Annotated in this window: 18 protein-coding genes; 10 read left to right on the top strand and 8 right to left on the bottom strand. The window is 29.4% G+C overall.

Annotated features, from left to right (window positions below; genetic code table 11):
• The first annotated feature begins 284 nt into the window (after positions 1–284).
• The 5 genes from rnr (at position 285) to ACUBP5_RS00955 (ending at position 5,086) form a co-directional block, all read left to right on the top strand.
• On the top strand, positions 285–2,315 hold the full coding sequence (rnr, locus tag ACUBP5_RS00975; RefSeq protein WP_482168447.1) for a ribonuclease R: 2,031 nt from the start codon (positions 285–287) through the stop codon (positions 2,313–2,315).
• Between the two features lie 19 nt (positions 2,316–2,334).
• Positions 2,335–3,015, top strand: a complete 681-nt coding sequence (locus ACUBP5_RS00970) for a LysE family translocator (protein ID WP_482168446.1) — start codon at positions 2,335–2,337, stop codon at positions 3,013–3,015.
• Between the two features lie 37 nt (positions 3,016–3,052).
• Positions 3,053–3,988, top strand: coding sequence for a ribose-phosphate pyrophosphokinase (locus ACUBP5_RS00965; protein ID WP_482168445.1), 936 nt, complete (start codon positions 3,053–3,055; stop codon positions 3,986–3,988).
• 15 nt (positions 3,989–4,003) lie between these two features.
• Positions 4,004–4,609, top strand: coding sequence for a 50S ribosomal protein L25/general stress protein Ctc (locus ACUBP5_RS00960; RefSeq protein ID WP_482168444.1), 606 nt, complete (start codon positions 4,004–4,006; stop codon positions 4,607–4,609).
• Positions 4,610–4,675: 66 nt separating this feature from the next.
• Positions 4,676–5,086 (top strand): nucleoside deaminase, encoded by a 411-nt coding sequence (locus ACUBP5_RS00955; protein ID WP_482168443.1) that lies wholly within the window; start codon positions 4,676–4,678, stop codon positions 5,084–5,086.
• Here the strand turns inward: ACUBP5_RS00955 and ACUBP5_RS00950 are convergent.
• Complete coding sequence (locus ACUBP5_RS00950; RefSeq protein ID WP_482168442.1) at positions 5,070–5,621, bottom strand: acyl-CoA thioesterase; 552 nt, start codon at positions 5,619–5,621, stop codon at positions 5,070–5,072. The genes ACUBP5_RS00955 and ACUBP5_RS00950 overlap by 17 nt on opposite strands.
• Before the next feature lie 233 nt (positions 5,622–5,854).
• Entirely contained in the window at positions 5,855–6,499 is a 645-nt protein-coding gene (locus ACUBP5_RS00945; RefSeq protein ID WP_482168441.1) for a DedA family protein, read from the bottom strand.
• 184 nt (positions 6,500–6,683) lie between these two features.
• On the opposite strand from ACUBP5_RS00945, the gene recO reads away from it, so the two are divergent.
• Positions 6,684–7,409: a DNA repair protein RecO gene (gene recO, locus ACUBP5_RS00940; RefSeq protein WP_482168440.1), complete on the top strand. Its 726-nt coding sequence runs from the start codon at positions 6,684–6,686 to the stop codon at positions 7,407–7,409.
• Here the strand turns inward: recO and bioB are convergent.
• The 5 genes from bioB to lpdA all read right to left on the bottom strand — a co-directional run bounded on the left by bioB (position 7,395) and on the right by lpdA (position 14,150).
• Positions 7,395–8,510 carry a biotin synthase BioB gene (gene bioB / locus ACUBP5_RS00935; protein ID WP_482168439.1) on the bottom strand — a complete coding sequence of 372 codons (1,116 nt, stop codon included), beginning with the start codon at positions 8,508–8,510 and terminating at the stop codon, positions 7,395–7,397. The genes recO and bioB overlap by 15 nt on opposite strands.
• A gap of 1,084 nt (positions 8,511–9,594) precedes the next feature.
• Positions 9,595–10,602, bottom strand: a complete 1,008-nt coding sequence (gene obgE / locus ACUBP5_RS00930; protein ID WP_482168438.1) for a GTPase ObgE — start codon at positions 10,600–10,602, stop codon at positions 9,595–9,597.
• A gap of 3 nt (positions 10,603–10,605) precedes the next feature.
• Entirely contained in the window at positions 10,606–11,187 is a 582-nt protein-coding gene (locus tag ACUBP5_RS00925) for an adenylate kinase family protein (RefSeq protein WP_482168437.1), read from the bottom strand.
• 1 nt (position 11,188) lies between these two features.
• Positions 11,189–11,737, bottom strand: a complete 549-nt coding sequence (locus ACUBP5_RS00920; protein ID WP_482168436.1) for a phosphoribosyltransferase — start codon at positions 11,735–11,737, stop codon at positions 11,189–11,191.
• 1,018 nt (positions 11,738–12,755) lie between these two features.
• Positions 12,756–14,150, bottom strand: a complete 1,395-nt coding sequence (gene lpdA / locus ACUBP5_RS00915) for a dihydrolipoyl dehydrogenase (protein WP_482168435.1) — start codon at positions 14,148–14,150, stop codon at positions 12,756–12,758.
• 233 nt (positions 14,151–14,383) lie between these two features.
• Here lpdA and ACUBP5_RS00910 point away from each other — a divergent pair, with 233 nt between their 5' ends.
• From ACUBP5_RS00910 to ACUBP5_RS00895, 4 genes are all read left to right on the top strand, one after another.
• Positions 14,384–14,650 (top strand): RNA recognition motif domain-containing protein, encoded by a 267-nt coding sequence (locus ACUBP5_RS00910; RefSeq protein WP_482168434.1) that lies wholly within the window; start codon positions 14,384–14,386, stop codon positions 14,648–14,650.
• Between the two features lie 158 nt (positions 14,651–14,808).
• Complete coding sequence (dapA, locus tag ACUBP5_RS00905) at positions 14,809–15,702, top strand: 4-hydroxy-tetrahydrodipicolinate synthase (RefSeq protein WP_482168433.1); 894 nt, start codon at positions 14,809–14,811, stop codon at positions 15,700–15,702.
• A gap of 310 nt (positions 15,703–16,012) precedes the next feature.
• Complete coding sequence (locus ACUBP5_RS00900) at positions 16,013–16,816, top strand: outer membrane protein assembly factor BamD (protein ID WP_482168432.1); 804 nt, start codon at positions 16,013–16,015, stop codon at positions 16,814–16,816.
• 49 nt (positions 16,817–16,865) lie between these two features.
• Positions 16,866–17,183, top strand: coding sequence for a DNA-directed RNA polymerase subunit omega (locus tag ACUBP5_RS00895; RefSeq protein WP_482168431.1), 318 nt, complete (start codon positions 16,866–16,868; stop codon positions 17,181–17,183).
• A 549-nt stretch (positions 17,184–17,732) separates the two neighbouring features.
• Here the strand turns inward: ACUBP5_RS00895 and ACUBP5_RS00890 are convergent.
• Positions 17,733–18,392 carry a YggS family pyridoxal phosphate-dependent enzyme gene (locus tag ACUBP5_RS00890; protein WP_482168430.1) on the bottom strand — a complete coding sequence of 220 codons (660 nt, stop codon included), beginning with the start codon at positions 18,390–18,392 and terminating at the stop codon, positions 17,733–17,735.
• Between the last annotated feature and the right edge of the window lie 373 nt (positions 18,393–18,765).

Here is an 18,765-nt window from a genome sequence, read left to right as displayed (position 1 = left end):
TGATAAAATAACATATTATAAAAATATAATAAGACTCTTATACAGCTTTAGTTATATTTGTATACTCTTTTAATAGTAGAAAATATTATATGAATACACATGATTTTTAATAGTTAAACTGAAGAATTTTTTTTTTAGAAAACTATCTTTAACATAGTAATAGAAAGCTTTTTATACCTTTGATTCTTCTATAAATTAGAGAAAAATAGATGTCCCAAAAGAAAAAAATATCCTACTCTAGTGAGCCTTACCGTAATAATTGGTTTTCTAGAGTAAAAAAATTTATGAATCGCTTTTTAAGCGTCTCCGATAAAGAAGGAGAAATGCGTAAAGTTTCTTTATTAAAACCATTATCTTCAAGGTCTTTGATTAAAAAAGATTGCAATTCATATATACCCTATACAAAAACCGTAGTAGGTGTTATAGATGTTAAGTCCACAGGATATGCTTTTGTAAAGGTAGAGAATTTCCGGCAGGACATTTTTATTCCTAAATACAAAACGCTTCAAGCTTTTGAAGGAGATAAAGTTATAATAAGATTCTTAAAAAGACCTTATGGGAAGCGTATTGAGGGTGAGGTAGTAAAGATTATTAATCGTAAAAGAATTTTTTTTGTAGGGACTTTTCAGTTGAATGATCAAAAAAAATACGGGTTCGTGATAGTAGAAGGGAAGGGATTGCACGTAGATTTCTATATTCCTAAAGGAAAATTTAAAGAGGCAAAAAATGCTCAAAAGGTAATAGTTAAATTTGTAGGCTGGCCTAAACATCTTACTAATCCAATAGGGGAAATTGATCATGTCTTAGGGGATCAAGGCGATCAAGATACAGAAATGAATGCCATATTATATCAATATGACCTTCCTTATACTTTCTCAAGAAGTATTGAAGAACAAGCTAAAAAAATATCTTCGGAGATAACTATCGATGAGATAGCCCGGCGAAGAGATATGCGTAAAGAGATAACTTTTACTATCGATCCTGAAAATGCAAAGGACTTTGATGATGCTTTATCAATAAAATTATTAAAAAATGCTCGTTGGGAGATAGGAGTACATATTGCTGATGTTTCATATTATATAGAAGAAGGTAGTTTACTTGATAAAGAAGCCTATAAGCGTGCTACATCCGTATATTTAGTAGATCGTGTAATACCAATGTTGCCTGAGGCGCTCTCTAATAATCTCTGTTCTTTAAAACCTAAAGAGGACAAATTATGTTTTTCAGCTATTTTTGAAATCGATGAAAGCGGAAGGCTTTTTAAATCATGGTTTGGGAAAACCATCATTCGTTCTAATCGTAGATTTACCTATGAAGAAGCCCAGGAACGTATTTTATCAGGTCAGGGTGATTTTTCTAAAGAAATTATTCAGTTAAACAAACTGGCTAAGAAACTAAGAGAGAAGCGACTTAAAAGAGGAGCTATTGGGTTTGATAAACTAGAAATTAAATTTAGCCTCGATGAACAAAATGAGCCTGTGGGATTTTCTTGGAAAGAGAGCAAAGAAGCCCATCAGTTGATTGAAGAGTTTATGCTTTTAGCTAACTCAAAGATAGCAAAATTTATAAGCCTGGATTCAAAAGGGGAAAAATCTGGGCGGACTTATGTTTATAGAATACATAATGATCCAGATATGGATAAGCTTTCTATACTTAATCAGTTTATAAAACCTTTAGGCTATACTCTTAATTTAAAGAATCGTAAGACAATTACTAGTAGTATGAATGCTTTATTAATAGCTGTACGTGGTAAACCTGAACAACACATAATTGATTCTTTAGCTATGCGCGCTATGAGTAAGGCAAAGTATTCTACTAAAAATATTGGTCATTATGGGTTAGCTTTTGCTTATTATACTCATTTTACTTCACCTATACGTAGATATCCAGACATTATAGCTCATCGTCTTTTACAACATTATCTAAATAAGGGTAAAATTCCCCTTGCAAATACATATGAAGAGCAATGTTTACATGCAGGGAACCGTGAACGATTGGCAGTAGATGCTGAGCGTGATTCTATAAAATATATGCAAGTTAAATACATGAAACGTTTCATCGGGGATGAATTTGATGGAATTATATCTGGGGTTACTGAATGGGGTATTTATGTAGAATTATCTATTGCTGGCGCTGAAGGGTTAATTCGTTTAAAAGATATGAATGATGATATTTATATATTTAAATCTGAACAATACTGTATAGAAGGGAAAGATAAACAACGAAAATATCGTCTTGGAGATACAGTGAGAATTAAATTATTAAATGCAGATATGGATAGGAAGCAACTAGAGTTACAGTGGTTATATACATAAAATTATTAATTCTTTGATCATGGCTACATTGATATTTTCCGCTATAGCTCTAGGCATTATACTTAGTTTTATGCTTATTGGTCCAGTCTTTTTTATACTCATAGAAACAAGTTTGATAAAAGGCTATAAAGCTGGCGTTATCCTAAATCTAGGAGTAATATCAGCTGATATAGTTTGTATTATATTAGCTAATTACTGTAGTCAAGAAATCTCATATTATATACAAATGCATCCGATACTTTTTAAGATAGGTGCAACTATGATAGCTCTCTATGGATCGTATATGATTTATTCCCGAGGTGATATTATATTAAATAATAATATTTCTTCTTCAGAAAGAACATGGCAACTTTTTATTAAAGGTTTTTTCATAAATTTTATGAATGTAGGCATCATAATTTTTTGGATTTCCGTGGTTATCATTATATCAGTTAACTATCATAATCCTTATAAATTTTTTCTATATATTTCTATTGTATTAAGCACATTTTTTATTTTAGACCTTTTTAAAATATTTATGGCGAGTATTTTTCATAAGACATTTAATAATCATTTGATCTGTAAAATCAAACAGATTTCAGGTATTTTATTAATTGTGTTTGGTATTTCCCTTTTTATAAAAAGTTTTTTTTTAACTCCTTCTCTTAAGGAAGAATTTCTCTATCACATATTAAATATTTTTCCAACCTACAAAGGTTGATATATTCCTATATAACCTCTATTTTTATTAAATAAGAATGTCACAAAAAGCAATTTTATTTTCTACTAGAAGTAGTAAAGGGTTAGCTCAAAAGATTGCCTTTTACTATGGTGAAGAATTAGGCAATATTCACTTTCTTGAATTTAAAGATGGTGAATATGAACCTTCTTTTGAACAATCAGTTCGTGGAGCACGTGTTTTCCTTATTGGTTCTACTTTTTCACCTGCAGACAATCTTATGGAGCTATTATTAATGTGTGATGCAGCACATCGAGCTTCAGCTCAAAATATAACTTTAGTAATCCCTTATTTTGGATGGGCTCGTCAGGATCGGAAAAATAAACCTCGTGCGCCTATCGGAGCTAAACTTGTAACTAACCTTATTAGGGTATCTGGAGCTACACGTGTGATAACTATGGATTTACATGCAGATCAAATACAGGGTTTTTTTGAGATTCCAGTAGATCACTTATATGCATCAAATATTTTCGTTCAATATCTTAAAGATCTAAGATTAGAAAATCTTACCATAGCTTCCCCAGATATGGGGGGGGCTAAACGTGCTAAGAGTTATGCAGGCTATCTCGGAGCTGAGGTGGTTATTTGTTATAAGGAACGTAAAAAAGCTAATGAGATTGAATATATAAACCTCATTGGCGAGGTTAGAAATAGAAATGTAATTCTTGTTGATGATATGGTTGATACTGCTGGAACTTTATTATTAGCAGCTGATTTAATTAAAAAACTAGGCGCTTTAAGTGTACGAGCTATAGCTACACATCCGGTACTAACAGGCGAAGCTTGTAAGAAAATAGCACTTTCTTCTCTTGAAGAACTTCTAGTTACAGATAGTATCCCTTTAAAGGGGATATGCTTATCTAAGATAAAAATTTTATCTTGTGCTCCTCTTTTTGCCGATGTTATGCATTTAGTGCATAATAAAGAGTCTATAAGTAGCAAGTTTATTATTTAATTATTTTTTTTTAATATGGAATCTCTAATAATTCAAGGAGAAAAAAGAGATAATGTAGGTAAATTATCAGCAAGAGCTTTACGTGATGCTAATAAAGTGCCTTGCGTTGTATATGGTGGAGTGAAAAATATACACTTTTCCACAACTTTATCAAGCTTCAAGAAGCTTGTATATACTCCTAAGGCTCATATCGTAATTATTGAATGGCCTGAAGGAGTCAAAACTAAAGCTATACTTCAAGACATTCAATTTCATCCTATATCAGACCTTATACTACATGCGGATTTCTACGAGTTAGAAGCTAAAAAACCGGTAATTATAGAGATTCCTTTAAAAATTATTGGACACTCTATAGGAGTATCACAGGGAGGGGTGGTTCGAATTATGCTTAGAAAAATTAAAATAAAAGCTCTTCCAGCCAATCTCCCGGACGACATCAAGGTAGATATAACCTCCCTAGGTATAGGGGGAAAAATCTATATAAAAGATTTAATAAGTGATAAATATAGTATTCAACATCCTAAAGATACTATAGTATTAATTCTAAAAACTTTACGTGCGGTAATAAAAACCGCTCAAAACGATTCTAAGTTATCAAAAGATGACGATAAGAAAAAATAGAAAAAAAATATACTTAAGGAGGAAAAAATTTTTTAATTATATATGTGTTTTAGTGATGATTATTTTATGAGAAAAGCACTAAGTCAAGCTGCGTTTGCTTTTGAAAAAGAAGAAGTGCCTGTAGGTGCTATTATTGTAAGCAATGGGAAAATCATCGCTAACACATATAATCTTGTTGAGTTGTTAAAAGATCCTACAGCTCATGCAGAGATACAGGCTATCGGAATAGCTTCATCTTATTTAGGAGGGAAATATCTTAAAAACTGTACCTTATATACTACTTTAGAGCCTTGTATAATGTGTGCTGGGGCTTTATATTGGTCTCAGATAGGTCGATTAGTTTTTGGTGCATGTGATCCTAAAAGAGGCTTTTACGCTCAAGGAATAAAGCTTCATCCTAAAACTCAAATAAAAGGATCTGTACTCTATCAAGAATCTCAGGAACTATTACAACAGTTTTTTAATGAAAAAAGGTAATTTTAGATAAAAAAAGAAGGATTATTAATAATAAGTCCTTTAATTCTTTTGTGTCTATATGTGCTTTTCCTGAAAATATTAAGCTAAGTTTACGACGACGAGTAGCGCCCTGATAACGCTTTTTTTCTTGTTCAGTTTCGGGTATTAATTTAGGCACAGCTAAAGGGATTCTTTTATCGTCGATATGAACAAAAGTATAAATGCCTTCATTAACTTTTTTTCTTGTGCCATTAGTTATATCTTCTATAAATACCTCTGCAAATACTTCCATCGAAGTTGAAAAAGCATGAGAGACTTTTGCTTCAATAGTAACTATGCTTCCTGATGGAATAGGTTGGTTAAAAGAGACTTGATTAACTGCTACTGTCATTACATCACCTCCAGAATGTTTAGCAGCAGCTATTGAGCATATTCGATCTATCCGTGCTAAAAGTTCACCTCCAAACATATGGTTAAATTTATTAGTTTCGCTAGGTAACACTACATTGGTCATAACTGTAAATGAACTTGATGCTAGTTTAGCAGAATCCTTCATAGATAAAAATCATTATAAATAGAATATCTCTTTTAGAGAATTTTTTTATCTAAAGGTAGTCATCTCTCAAGAGATACGTGTATGTTAAATATATTTTAGTTATTTATAAGTATTTTTCTAACCTAGAAAGAGATAAGTATCATAAATAATAAAGGGATGGGATCAAAGAGTTATTTTTGAACCTTTTCTCATTAAGGAAGATTCCTTTTTTTTTAAATATTTGCTTATAGATTTTATTTTTTGCGATTATGGATGATAACTTTTATAATTATAGGAAATGTAGTTATCAAAACTATAAGTAAGATAATATATTCTATATTATTCTTAATCTGAGGATAAATTTTATCTAGATAATATCCTGCTAGCATAATTGAAAAGCTCCAGATAAGTCCTCCTAGGATATTATAAGTCATAAATTCTTTAAAATTTATGCGTACTATGCCAGCTATAATTGGGGAGAAAGTTCGAAGAATAGGCAAAAATCTACTAATAATTAAGGTCAAGGTCTTATATTTATTATAAAATAGTTTTGCTATAATTAATCGTTGTCTATTAAAAAAAAATGAATTTTTTCTTTTATATAATAGGGGCCCTGATTGATAACCAAAGATATATCCCATCATATTCCCTAGAATAGATGCTAGGGACACTAGCAGTATAATAAAAGTAAAAGGTATATTATAGAAATTTTTCGACAAATGATCTCCAAAAATACCTGCTGTAAACAACAAAGAATCACCAGGCAAAAAAAAACCTATAAATAATCCCGTTTCAGCGAAAATAATAAGGAGTATAATATATAAAGCGATATTACCAAAATATAAAAAAATCCAATTAAGATTAAATATATATTTAAAAAAATCTAGAAATTCAATCATCCTTTTACTACTATAATAAGGATAAATTTATATATTTTTAAGTATGGTTAAAATTGTTTAACAATAATTATCGTTTATAATTTTATATTTCTATAAAATAAAAACTTTTACAGCCAAACTAGATAAGTGTTTTATTATAAAAAAACTATAATATTTTATACAAATATTAGATACATATCTTTTTATGGAAAATGAAATTAGATCACTGGTAATTTCAACTATTAAATATGGAGAGAGCGCACTTATCTGTCGCTGTTATACTGAAACATTTGGTCTAAAATCTTTTCTATTAAAAAATCGATCTTCTAAGGGGACTTTTTTTAAAAAAAAATCATTTTTTATTCCGCTATCTCAAGTTTTTATAACTCCTTTTTTTCAAAAAAGCACTTCTTTAATAACTATTAAAGAGATTCGCAACGCCTATTTTTATAAAAGTTTACACACAAATGCCTCAAAAATAGCCTTAGCCATTTTTTTATCAGAATTTCTTAACATTGTGCTTAAAGAAGGTGAACTAGATTCACATATGTTTACTTATCTTATAAACTCTTTTAAATTCTTGGATCAGAAAGAGAATAACTTTGCTGATTTTTACCTCTTATTTATGATAAAACTTACAAAATTTTTAGGTTTTTATCCCAATTCAGATAAAATAGACAAACTGTACTTCGATCTCCAGAATGGAATATTCACTTCAGAACGTTATAATTTAAAAACTTGTCTTTCTCAAGAAAAAACTTCCCTTTTAAGGGATCTCATTACAAGAGATTTTTTAAAAAAATCTACTAAAATAGTTTTAAAAAGATATCAACGTAGATCGCTTTTAAATATTATTTTAAATTATTATCACCTGCATCAGGAGGATTTTCATCCTCCTAAATCTATGGAAGTACTTTTAGAGATCTTCTAATTTTTTATCAGGTTTTTTCTTAATACGTTTTTTTTCATTACGTACTATACTATGACCTGGTCTGCTCCACTTAGTTCCCTTATTATTGAATAAGGAAGTATGATCTTTACTCTCTTCTCTTAAAGAAGGACGCTGAGGATGTTTTGCAAAAGCTTTTTGCATTTTTAACCCTAAAATTTCAAATAATTTTTTGTCTTGGTTCATAGTAGGATTAGGGATAGTAAGCAATTTATCTCCAGCAAAGATAGAGTTAGCTCCCGCCATAAAACACCAAGCTTGTCCTTCTAAGCTCATTTGAGCTCTACCAGCTGAAAGACGGACTTGAGATTTAGGCATAACAAGACGTGTCGTAGCAATCATGCGAATCATATCCCATATTTCCACCATTTTTTGCTCCTCCATAGGAGTCCCCTCTATCGGGGCTAAAGCATTAATAGGGATTGATTCAGGATAAGGATTAAGTTTAGAGAGAGCTAAGAGTAACCCTGCTCTATCATCTAGTGTTTCCCCCATTCCTATAATTCCTCCTGAACATATAGTGATATTAGTCTTACGTATATTTTCAAGGGTTTTCAAACGATCTTCATAAGCTCTAGTAGAGATAATTTCTTTATAATACTCTTGAGAAGTATCAAGGTTATGATTATAGGCATATAATCCAGCTAGTGATAAACGTTGTGCTTGATGCTCTGTAAGCATCCCTAGTGTGCAACATACTTCCATATCCATTTGGTTTAGCATATACACCATCTCTAGTACTTGATCAAATTCAGGACCATCTTTTACATTTCTCCAGGCAGCTCCCATACAGATACGTGAAGCTCCACTAGATTTAGCTTGAAGAGCTTGTATCTTGACTCTCTCTAGAGAGAGCATACCATGAGTTTCTACCTTTGTGTCATATCTGGCCGCTTGTGGGCAATAAGCACAGTCTTCAGGGCATCCTCCTGTTTTTATAGATAATAGTGAGCTAACCTGTATAAGACTTGGGTCATGATGTTGTCTGTGAATTCCAGCAGCCTCATATACTAGCTCTAGAAGTGGACTCTGGTAGAGTTTTAGTATTTCTTCTTTGCTCCAATTATGCCACTTTTGTTCCATTTTATTCTTTTACTTACATATAAAGGGTAAATGTAATACAAAATATTCCTTCTTTTACTTGTTATAAACAATCATAGTTCTAGTTAAAAAGAAAACTAAATATCATAATTATATAATAATGAAAATTAGGGAATCAAAATGGAAATACGAAAGCTTAATTATATTTAATTGGGTTATACATGTAGAGCCTAGATATATATATATGTTTTAGGGTTAAATATAGTTTTGAGAATAAGGAACATAATTTTTTTTTATTCCCAATATTATAAACTTGATTCCAAACTATTTTTTGTAATAAGAAAGATAAAGATGAACCTTTTTAAGGTAAAAAATAAAAATATATTCTTATTAAGAAATTATGATTAATGAATCATGATAAAAAAAATAATATCTGATCTACTACAGATTAGTCAGTTTGTTAGCAAACATACTTCTACAAATTTCCCTTTTTTAAGGGAAATAGATATAACAAGAAGAGTTGAAAAAGAATATTTTAAAATAGTTTAAATGTATTATTATATAGATGTTTTAAGTATAAATCATATATGAGTAAAAATATAAACATATGGGCTACTAAAAAAAAATGGTATATTATTATTCTCTAATCTATATTTTTTTTTTTAAAAAAAAATCAGTTTATAGCTCTCTTCTTAATAAGAGAATTATACAGTTTTATAAATACATTATATATGTATATAAAATAGCAAAACTCTCTATTTTATTAGTAGATTTTAATCTATTTGATAGATTTAATTAAGAAAGAATTTTATAGAATGATTAGGGGTTAATATGATAATATAATAGTATTTTTTTTACCTGTTCATAATAATTTTATCATCAAATTTTAATAGTTTTTTGATTCCTACTAAGAAATGTGATTTAGATATTATAATAATATACTATGAACATATCTTATTATTCATCTTATAGATACCATTTTTTCATAGTTCTAGACTTTTATCTGCTGTTTTCTTTTTCTAATATATGTGTGTAGATTAGTCATATCCCTATCTTTAGATAGATCTTAAATCTCAAATAAGAAATATGCGGATATATTTGCGCATATTTTTAGCATAGAGATTAATTATCCTGTTAAAGCCTTAAATTTTGATATATATTCCCAAAGTATATTTTTAAGTTCTTCTAACCCTTTTTGATAATGAGAAGATATAAAAATAGTTTTTATATCTTTAGGTAGTTGATTCTCTAGATCTTTTTTTAGTTCGTCATCCAATAAATCTTCTTTGGAAATAGCTAATAAGCGTTTTTTATTTAAAAGTTCAGGATTGTAAGCAGCAAGCTCTTCGAGCAAAATATTATATTCTTTCAAAATATTCTCAGAATCACAGGATATTAAAAACAATAGTACCGTATTTCGTTCAATATGACGAAGAAACCTATGCCCCATCCCCTTACCTAGGCTAGCTCCTCGTATAAGGCCTGGAATATCGGCTATTGAGAAAGATCTATGATTTTTATATTTTACTATACCTAATTGAGGTGTGAGTGTTGTAAAAGCATAATCAGCGATTTTAGGGTTAGCTGCTGTAATAGCTGAAAGCAAGGTAGATTTCCCTACATTAGGGAACCCAACTAAACCTATATCAGCCAATATTTTCAACTCTAGTGTGATACAAGTTTCTGAACCCGGAAATCCGGCTTGAGAGTAACGAGGCGCTTGATTAATAGCATTTTTAAAATGCCAATTACCTAAGCCACCTTTACCTCCCCGTAAAAGGACTTTACACTCTTTTTCTTGAGAGATTTGAGTTATGATATTCCCTTGCTCATCTTTAGCGATGGTACCTAAAGGTACCTTTAAAACCAGGTCTTTTGCGCAAGGACCACTCATACAATTTCCTCCTCCGGGAGGTCCGTTTTTAGCCTTAAAATATTTATTATATCTAAAATGTAGAAGTGTCCAGAGTTGAGTGTCGCCTTGTAAAAAAATGCTTCCACCGTGACCACCATCCCCTCCGTCAGGACCACCTTTTGGAATAAACTTCTCCCGACGAAAATGTATAGCCCCAGCACCTCCATGGCCACTTATACAATAGATCTTCACCTGATCTATAAAATTTCCTGGAAACATTAGTTAAATAATTAATTCCTTGAATTTAAGCTCTAACAAAAGAGCAATTTCTTCTATGGATCCTTCAGCATTAATTTCTATTAAAATGTTATTTTGCCGATAATATCCAGAAAGAAGAGATGTTTTTTTATAATATTCAGAGATACGGTTTTTAATTACTTTCAGATCGGTATCATCTGAACGATTACTGGTTTCTCCTCTTAAAAAAAGACGTTTTATAAGAATATTTTCAGGAATGCTAAAAGAAAAAGCTATATTTATTAATCCTAATGAAAGGACCTTCAAAAGCCTATCAAATGATATAGCTTGTTCGAGTGTACGTGGATAACCATCATAAATAATACCTTGTGATTTTATATGTATAGATAAGGTTGCTTTAAGCATAGCAGTAGTAACTTCATCAGGCACTAGTAATCCTTGATCTATATAAGATTTTGCTTCTAAGCCAAGTGAATTTTTTTGTTGTATATGATAACGAAAAAGATCACCTGTGGAAAGGTGTTTTAGATTAAATCTATCGGCCATTATCCTAGCTTGTGTGCCTTTGCCTGAGCCAGGAGGGCCAAATAATATAATATGCTTCATATTAATCCTTTAACTGAAAGATATCAGGAATATTTCTACCCATCCCATCAAAATCTAACCCGTATCCTACGATAAATCGATTAGGGATAGGTATTCCGATATAATCTATAGATATATCACCTTTATAAAGATCTGGTTTAAAAAAAAGCGTAGCAATTTTAGCACTTTTTACTTTTTGATTTTGGATCATTTCATGAATTTTTTTAAGAGTTGTCCCCGTATCCACTATATCTTCGAAAATTACTACCTCACGATCTGTTAAATCCATAGGCCAATTTGAAATAATATCTACCTTATTGCTTGAGCAAGTTTTATTAAAATAAGAAGCTAACTGAATAAAAGCTATTTCACAGTTCCCGGGATAATTTTTTAAAAAGTCACTGAAAAACATTATCACTCCATTTAATACACCTACAAATACAGGCATACGTTCTTGATAATGGTAATAAATCTTTTTAGATAGATTTTTAACCACTCTTTCTATTTCAATGCTTTTTATAAATGGAATAAAAGTCTTATCTCTAATGGATATTTCTTTAAATTCTTGCATAAAAATATATAATCGTAAAAAAATACATGTCTTTAAGTTGATTAAAGAGATCAACCTTAAATTAAAAGGCTATGCAAATATATTTCTTAAAAAGAAAAAACCTTGTAAATAAAATACAAATGTCATCTTATAAAAAATTCACAGAATAACATGTTTAATATTAGTATAAAATTAATAATATGATGATAAATCACTAAAATACTTAATACAGATAAGGATTTGGTCTCCCAAAAATAGATAATTTTTACTTATCTATAGTTTATAAAACTATTTGATCTCTATAAGATTATACAATAAATAATAATATTAATTATCAGATATGATTGAAACTTTCAAGATGATCATTAACTGAGTTTTAAAAATGAGTATATTTTTATAAAATGTAGATAAATCCATTTATATTAAAATGGAAGACTTATAAAAAACTATCATAAAATAAAATAATCTATAGCCTATTTAGTATATCCCTATTCTTAATAAGCGTTTACAAAAATATTCATAAAAATCTTATCTGAATAATAATAAAGGATAAATAAATAATAAATACTAATGAAAGTCTAATTTTTTTTTTCAAAAAAAATACATAAGCACGCCAATTTATACTATTTATCTAAAGCAAAGATGGAGTTTTATCTTATTAAGTACATGATTTTGCTTTTTTATCCGTAGATCTTTACTAGTGAGGGATCATGGAGTAATTGATAAAGGGGGTCTTGATCTATTTTAGATTTTTTAATTAAATGTTCTTATATTAAGTTTATCTTTTTTTTTACCAAAAGTTTTTAATTCTCTTATAGATCATCTTTTCAAGCAAAAAATTTGAAATATATCTAGTATATAATATATTTTAGCTACATTAGCCTTGAGCTCAAAAATTACTAACTCTTAGATCTCTAATTTAGAGAGATATTACCTTCGATAATTAAGAATGATCTATCGTCTTAAATATAACTGTGTGATAACTCAATTTTTGAGAGCTTTTATATTATTGAAAAAAATCAGGAAGTATAAAAACAGATTACAGGTGAATACATTCGTTATAAGCACTCGCAGTGGCTTCTATAATTGCTTCACTAAGAGTCGGATGAGGGAATACCGACTTAAGAATTTCATGACTAGTAGTTTCTAGCTTTCGTGCAGTAACGACTTGAGCGATGATTTCTGTAACTCCTGTGCCTATCATATGACATCCTAGCCACTCTCCGTATTTAGCATCGAATATCACCTTAATAAAACCTTCGGTATCTCCATTAGCTGTGGCCTTCCCAAGAGAAACAAATGGGAATTTGCCTATTTTAAGATTATATCCTTTTCCCCTAGCTTTTTCCTCTGTAAGTCCTACAGAGGCAATCTCTGGGCTACAGTAAATACATCCTGGAATATTTTCATAATCTAAAATTTCGGGATCTAGACCTTTTATTTGTTCTACGCATATGATACCCTCAGAAGAGGCTACATGCGCCAAGGCAGGACCTTTTAATAAATCACCTATGGCATAATATCCTTGAACAGAAGTTCTATATAAGTGATCTGTTATAACGTGTCCTTTATCGGTTTTTATACCTATCTCTTCTAAGCCTATACCCTCTATATTAGGCTCGACACCTACAGCTGAGAGTATGATATCAGTATCGATAACATAACTTTTATTTAACCTTTTAATAAACACTTTTACTTTCTCTTGCGATAGATCTACTCTATCTATAGAGGAAGAAGTAAGAACTTCTATTCCACTCTTTTTAAAAGAACGTTCAAGCTGTTGCGAAATATCTAAATCTTCAGATGGGACGATACGATCTAGATATTCCACTAACGTAATTTTACTCCCCATAGAATTGTAGAAATAAGCAAATTCTACCCCTATAGCTCCTGATCCTACCACTATCATATTCTTCGGAATATCAGAGAGTGAAAGTGCTTGACGATAACCGATAATTTTTTTACCATCTTGAATAAGATTAGGTAAATTTTTCGAGCTAGCACCCGTAGCTAATATAATATGATGCGCGGTATATTCATATATTTTCCCTTCTTTATCAGAGACACTTATCTTCTTCCCAGCTTTAAGCTTAGCAGTCCCAAAAATTACTTCAATTTTATTTTTGCGCATTAAAAAGTAGATACCATTATTCATTTTTTGAACTATCTTCCGGCTACGTTTGATCACAGTTGGAAAATCAACGCGAATATTTTTTTTATCTAAGCTTAATCCATAAGCTTCAGCATTTTTTAAATAATCAAAAACACTAGCACTTTTAAGTAAAGCCTTAGTAGGTATACAGCCCCAATTTAAACAAACTCCTCCGAGTTCTTCTTTTTCAATGATAGCTGTTTTTAGTCCTAATTGCGCTGAACGGATAGCTGCGACGTAGCCTCCTGGGCCGCTACCAATAACGATTAAATCGAAATTCACAAAGATAAGTTTTTCTAAATACGATAAAAATGAACGAACGAATTTACAACTTATTTTATAAAAAAATGATTTATATAAGAATATGAAAAATCATTTTCTATAAAAAATAATATTGTAATCATGCGATAACGTTTAATTAAATCTTTATTTTTTATTTTTTTTATCATAAAGATATGTTCTAGAAAAATATTTATCTCTAAATTTGTGCACTAGAATCCACTAATTCTCAAGAAATGAAATTATATTTTGGAAATTTACCATTTGACACCACAGAAGATGACCTAAGGAGTCTTCTAGAACTCTCCGGAGAGGAATTCAATCATGTGAAAATCATTATCGATAGGGAAACAGGCAGAAGTAAAGGCTTTGGTTTTGTTGAAACCTCTTGTAGTGAAATCGGTCAAAAGATTATTGATAAGCTTCATAAAAAACCTATAACTAGTAAACACAATAACAATACAAGGGAAATTATCGTTGCTGAAGCTCGTGATAGAAAATAATCCTTAAATGTATGAAATGGGGGAAAGACATCAAAAAGACTTTTTCCCATTTTTCTTTCGTCAACATGACGAATATTTTTTTTATATTTTTTTTTTTGACAAGATTTATAGTTTTAAATTCGTAAACGTAGGGTTGTCATTATATCAATAAAATATTCATGGAAAAATTTTGCGGGACAGGTATAGCCCTCATAACTCCGTTTGATAAAGAAAAAAAAGTAGACTTTTTAAGTCTAAATCGCTTATGTAAATATGTAATAAAAGAAGGCGTGGATTACTTGGTTCTCTTAGGTACTACCGCTGAGTCAGCTACATTAAAAAATGAAGAAAAAAATGATATTGTTCGATATGTCCAAGAAATAAACAAAAAAAGATTACCTTTAATTTTAAGTATAGGAGGTAACAATACTCAAGAAGTGGTTGAAAGAATACAGGCTATAGATCCTTTAGATTTTGAAGGGATTCTATCAATAGTACCTTACTATAATAGGCCGTCTCAAGAAGGTATATTCCAGCATTTTAAGACTATATCCGAAAATACGCAAGCTAAAATCATTTTATATAATGTCCCATCTCGTACAACATCAAATATATTACCTAAAACTGTTATTAAATTAGCTCGAACTTGTAAGAATATTATAGGTATTAAGGAATCTTCCGGAAATTTGTTGCAGGCTTATGAGATTATAAAAGAAAAACCTGATTATTTTAGCGTGATTTCGGGAGATGATGCTCTAGCTCTGCCCATAAGCTTAGGTGGAGGAGATGGTGTAATTTCGGTACTAGCTCAAGCAATTCCCAATGAATTTTCTAGTATGATGCGATATGCATACGAAAGAAAATCTTTAGAGGCTTTTAAACTTTATTACAAAATGTTCGAACTTATACATTTAATTTATCAAGAAGGGAATCCTACTGGTATAAAATCGTTATTGAATAGTATGGGTATTTGTAAAAACTATCTCCGACTTCCCCTAGTAAGGGCTTCTCTAATGTTAGAAGAAAAAATAAAAAGTGCCTATACTACTCATTTCTATAGAGCAGGTTTTTAAAACATGTAACAAAGTAAAATAAGCTAATTAAATTTTTAATTAAAAGATGGTTAACATAATTCTATCTCTCTCCTTAATTTCTGTAATAAAACCTCATCTATGGTAATATTTTATTTTCTTCTAGAAAACTTTCTCGGTATTGATATAAAAAATTTCGCATATACATATTTATATGCTATCCCCCCCCTTATAAGTTAAATATCGAGGACTATATACTTTAATAGTGAGTCTTTATGGAGAGAGGGCTATGTTAATAAATGTATACGACATTAAAATACTACGTAATTAAAAAAAAAATATAAATATATCGATGTTAGTTTTGAAATATTCTAAAAGAATTAGTCTTTATTTTTTCCCTTTTTTGATCTTATTCGCGTGTGATAGACATCTTAAGGAAGCGCTTAAGAATGGTGACATAGATTATATAATTGTAAAGGGAGATGATTTTTTTTCTCAAAAAAAATATTCTCAAGCATTAAGATTTTATGAGCAAGCCATGCCTTTTGCTGAAGAAGACAAAATTATTAAAGATTTGAAGTATAAGATTGCTATATCAAATTTTTATAATAAAAGTTATACCGTGTCTGGACGCGAGTTTAAAAATTTTTATAATTCTTATTCATCGGATAAGCGTGCTGAGGAAGCTCTTTTTTATTCAGGATACTCTTATTACTTGAGTTCTCTGGATTATAATTTAGATCAAAAAAACACTTATATAGCTATCGAAGAACTAAAGAATTTTATTAGTATATATCCTAAGAGTAAAAAGGGCTCAGAGGCCATAATATTAATTCAAAATCTTACAAAGAAACTAGAAAAAAAATACTTTGAAATTGCCAAAACGTATTATGATATTATGCGTTATAAGTCGTCTATAAAAGTTTTCGAACAATTCATAAATAATTTTCCTAAAAGTACGTTGATAGAAAAAATTAAATACTATATTATAGATTCCAAACATAAATTATTATTAAATAATATTCAACCAATCAAAAAGGAACGTTTTCAAGAAATTTTAGATATGATTGAAAAATTTATCAAGTCTTATCCAGGTTCTTCATACACAGAAAAAATAATGGATATCCAAAAAAAAGTATTACAAAATATTGAATAAATAACAAAAAAATCATATTTAAAAAAGAAGAATGTAAATGTGAACCCTTATGAAATTTAAAGATACTAAAGCACCTTTATCTATTGAAACTATCGACCGAAAGAAGATGGAAGAGTCTGGAGAAAATATATATGCTATTATCAATATTTTAGGTAAACGTGCTAATCAAATAAATAATTTGATTAGAACCGAACTTTATAAAAAACTTGAACAGTTTGTCTCTAATAATGATTCACTTGAGGAGATTTTTGAAAATAAAGAACAAATAGAGACATCAAAATTTTATGAAATGCTTCCTAAGCCTACCTCTATTGCTATTCAGGAATTTTTAGATGGAGAAATATATTTTTCAAAAATCATAAGATAGAACTAAAATTCTTATCATGATAATATATAACTTAAAAGAAAAATTATATAAAATTTACAGTACTATAATTAAATATCATTATCGCTTATCCTATTAAGGATAATTACCATATACAATGCGGTTATAATTTTGCTTAAACAAAAAAGATAGATATACTCTTATAAATTACTTTCTTAGTAGAGGAATCTTAGTAATATTTTATCGCAAAAAAATCGCATAAAAAAAACTTGAGCAAGTTACTCTATAAATTAGAATTTTATATATATACACTACTTATTGTAATAAATGCAGTAAGCTAAAACGTATTTTATTATTACTTATACTAGTATAGTAGTTAGTATAATTATATATTCTTTTTTAGAATAACCATTATAATTAATATATAATAAAAATTTTTAATAACTATTTTTTTTTACACAAAAAACACATCTGTTCTTTAACGAATAAGTATCTAAGTTTTAGGTAGTTATTTTTAATATAAATAATTTCCCCAAACTGGGGCGCTTATTGCGGTAATTATCATTTTTTATTAAAAAATCAGGAAAAAAATTACTCTATACGTCTACCAAAAAGATTACTACCTATCCTAACCATATTGCTTCCGCAGGATATAGCTAACATGTAATCTAAACTCATACCCATAGAAAGGATCTTAAAATTCGGATAATCTTTTTTGAATTGCATAAAAAAATCATGTAACAAGCTAAATTCTTTATTCACTATTTGTTTATTTCTTGTAAAAGTAGCTATTCCCATAAAACCTAAAAGTTGGATATGTAACATATTAATAGATCGGAAAGAATGTATTATATCTTTCGCTTGCTCAATACTCATACCTGATTTTGAGGGTTCTCTTGAAATTTTAATTTGTAAAAGAGATCGTATAGTTCTTGAATGTTTCGCTGCTTCTCTCTCAAGAATTTGCAAATGTGTAAATTTTTCTATGCTATGTATCATATAAATAAAAGGCGCTATATATTTAAGCTTATTAACCTGTATTTTACCTATCATATGCCAACGAATATCCTGAGGTAACTTTTGATATTTTTGGATTAATTCTTGGATATAACTCTCACCGAAATCCCGTTGACCTTCTTCATAAAGAGCCATTATAGAGGAGATGGGTTGTTTTTTAGAGACTGCCACTAATTGTATTTGATTCCCAATTTTAGCTTTAATTTTCTTTAAATTTCTTGAAAAATTTATCATTCGTTTACAAGATTATCATATTACTTGATATAATAGCTATTAAAATTGAGCCTAAAAAAACTAAGATTTAAGTTTTTCCGATAGGAATAAATTAAATAATCTCTTAAAAAATATAATGTTATATGATAAAAACATTAAAATTACATGATTATTAATATAATCTCCTCCCCCCTTCCTCCCCCGAATATTATTTATAGTTTGTTTTTATAGAGATCTATCCTTGAATGAAAAGAAACATAATTATAATTTTCTATATTAATTTTTAATTATACCGCGTTATATTATTTCAATAGTACAGTATCCATATGTGAGTTTAAAAATAAATATATACTAAATAAGTAATTTAGCTGAAAGCCTAGCTCAAAAAAACATT

The sequence above is a fragment of the Candidatus Insignibacter tubulum genome, assembly GCF_056790205.1.
The sequence above is the reverse complement of the archived record's forward strand: the minus strand, read 5'-3'. Positions and strand labels throughout refer to the sequence as shown.

Excerpts from the sequence above, each read along its gene's own strand:
- ACUBP5_RS00955 (WP_482168443.1), top strand. The coding sequence starts at position 4,676 with ATGAGAAAAGCACTAAGTCAAGCTGCGTTTGCTTTTGAAAAAGAAGAA.
- ACUBP5_RS00965 (WP_482168445.1), top strand. The coding sequence starts at position 3,053 with ATGTCACAAAAAGCAATTTTATTTTCTACTAGAAGTAGTAAAGGGTTA.
- bioB (WP_482168439.1), bottom strand. The coding sequence starts at position 8,510 with ATGGAACAAAAGTGGCATAATTGGAGCAAAGAAGAAATACTAAAACTC.
- ACUBP5_RS00900 (WP_482168432.1), top strand. The coding sequence starts at position 16,013 with ATGTTAGTTTTGAAATATTCTAAAAGAATTAGTCTTTATTTTTTCCCT.
- dapA (WP_482168433.1), top strand. The coding sequence starts at position 14,809 with ATGGAAAAATTTTGCGGGACAGGTATAGCCCTCATAACTCCGTTTGAT.
- ACUBP5_RS00970 (WP_482168446.1), top strand. The coding sequence starts at position 2,335 with ATGGCTACATTGATATTTTCCGCTATAGCTCTAGGCATTATACTTAGT.
- ACUBP5_RS00895 (WP_482168431.1), top strand. The coding sequence starts at position 16,866 with ATGAAATTTAAAGATACTAAAGCACCTTTATCTATTGAAACTATCGAC.
- ACUBP5_RS00890 (WP_482168430.1), bottom strand. The coding sequence starts at position 18,392 with ATGATAAATTTTTCAAGAAATTTAAAGAAAATTAAAGCTAAAATTGGG.
- ACUBP5_RS00950 (WP_482168442.1), bottom strand. The coding sequence starts at position 5,621 with ATGAAGGATTCTGCTAAACTAGCATCAAGTTCATTTACAGTTATGACC.
- ACUBP5_RS00925 (WP_482168437.1), bottom strand. The coding sequence starts at position 11,187 with ATGAAGCATATTATATTATTTGGCCCTCCTGGCTCAGGCAAAGGCACA.
- obgE (WP_482168438.1), bottom strand. The coding sequence starts at position 10,602 with ATGTTTCCAGGAAATTTTATAGATCAGGTGAAGATCTATTGTATAAGT.
- ACUBP5_RS00960 (WP_482168444.1), top strand. The coding sequence starts at position 4,004 with ATGGAATCTCTAATAATTCAAGGAGAAAAAAGAGATAATGTAGGTAAA.
- ACUBP5_RS00910 (WP_482168434.1), top strand. The coding sequence starts at position 14,384 with ATGAAATTATATTTTGGAAATTTACCATTTGACACCACAGAAGATGAC.
- ACUBP5_RS00920 (WP_482168436.1), bottom strand. The coding sequence starts at position 11,737 with ATGCAAGAATTTAAAGAAATATCCATTAGAGATAAGACTTTTATTCCA.
- recO (WP_482168440.1), top strand. The coding sequence starts at position 6,684 with ATGGAAAATGAAATTAGATCACTGGTAATTTCAACTATTAAATATGGA.
- rnr (WP_482168447.1), top strand. The coding sequence starts at position 285 with ATGAATCGCTTTTTAAGCGTCTCCGATAAAGAAGGAGAAATGCGTAAA.
- ACUBP5_RS00945 (WP_482168441.1), bottom strand. The coding sequence starts at position 6,499 with ATGATTGAATTTCTAGATTTTTTTAAATATATATTTAATCTTAATTGG.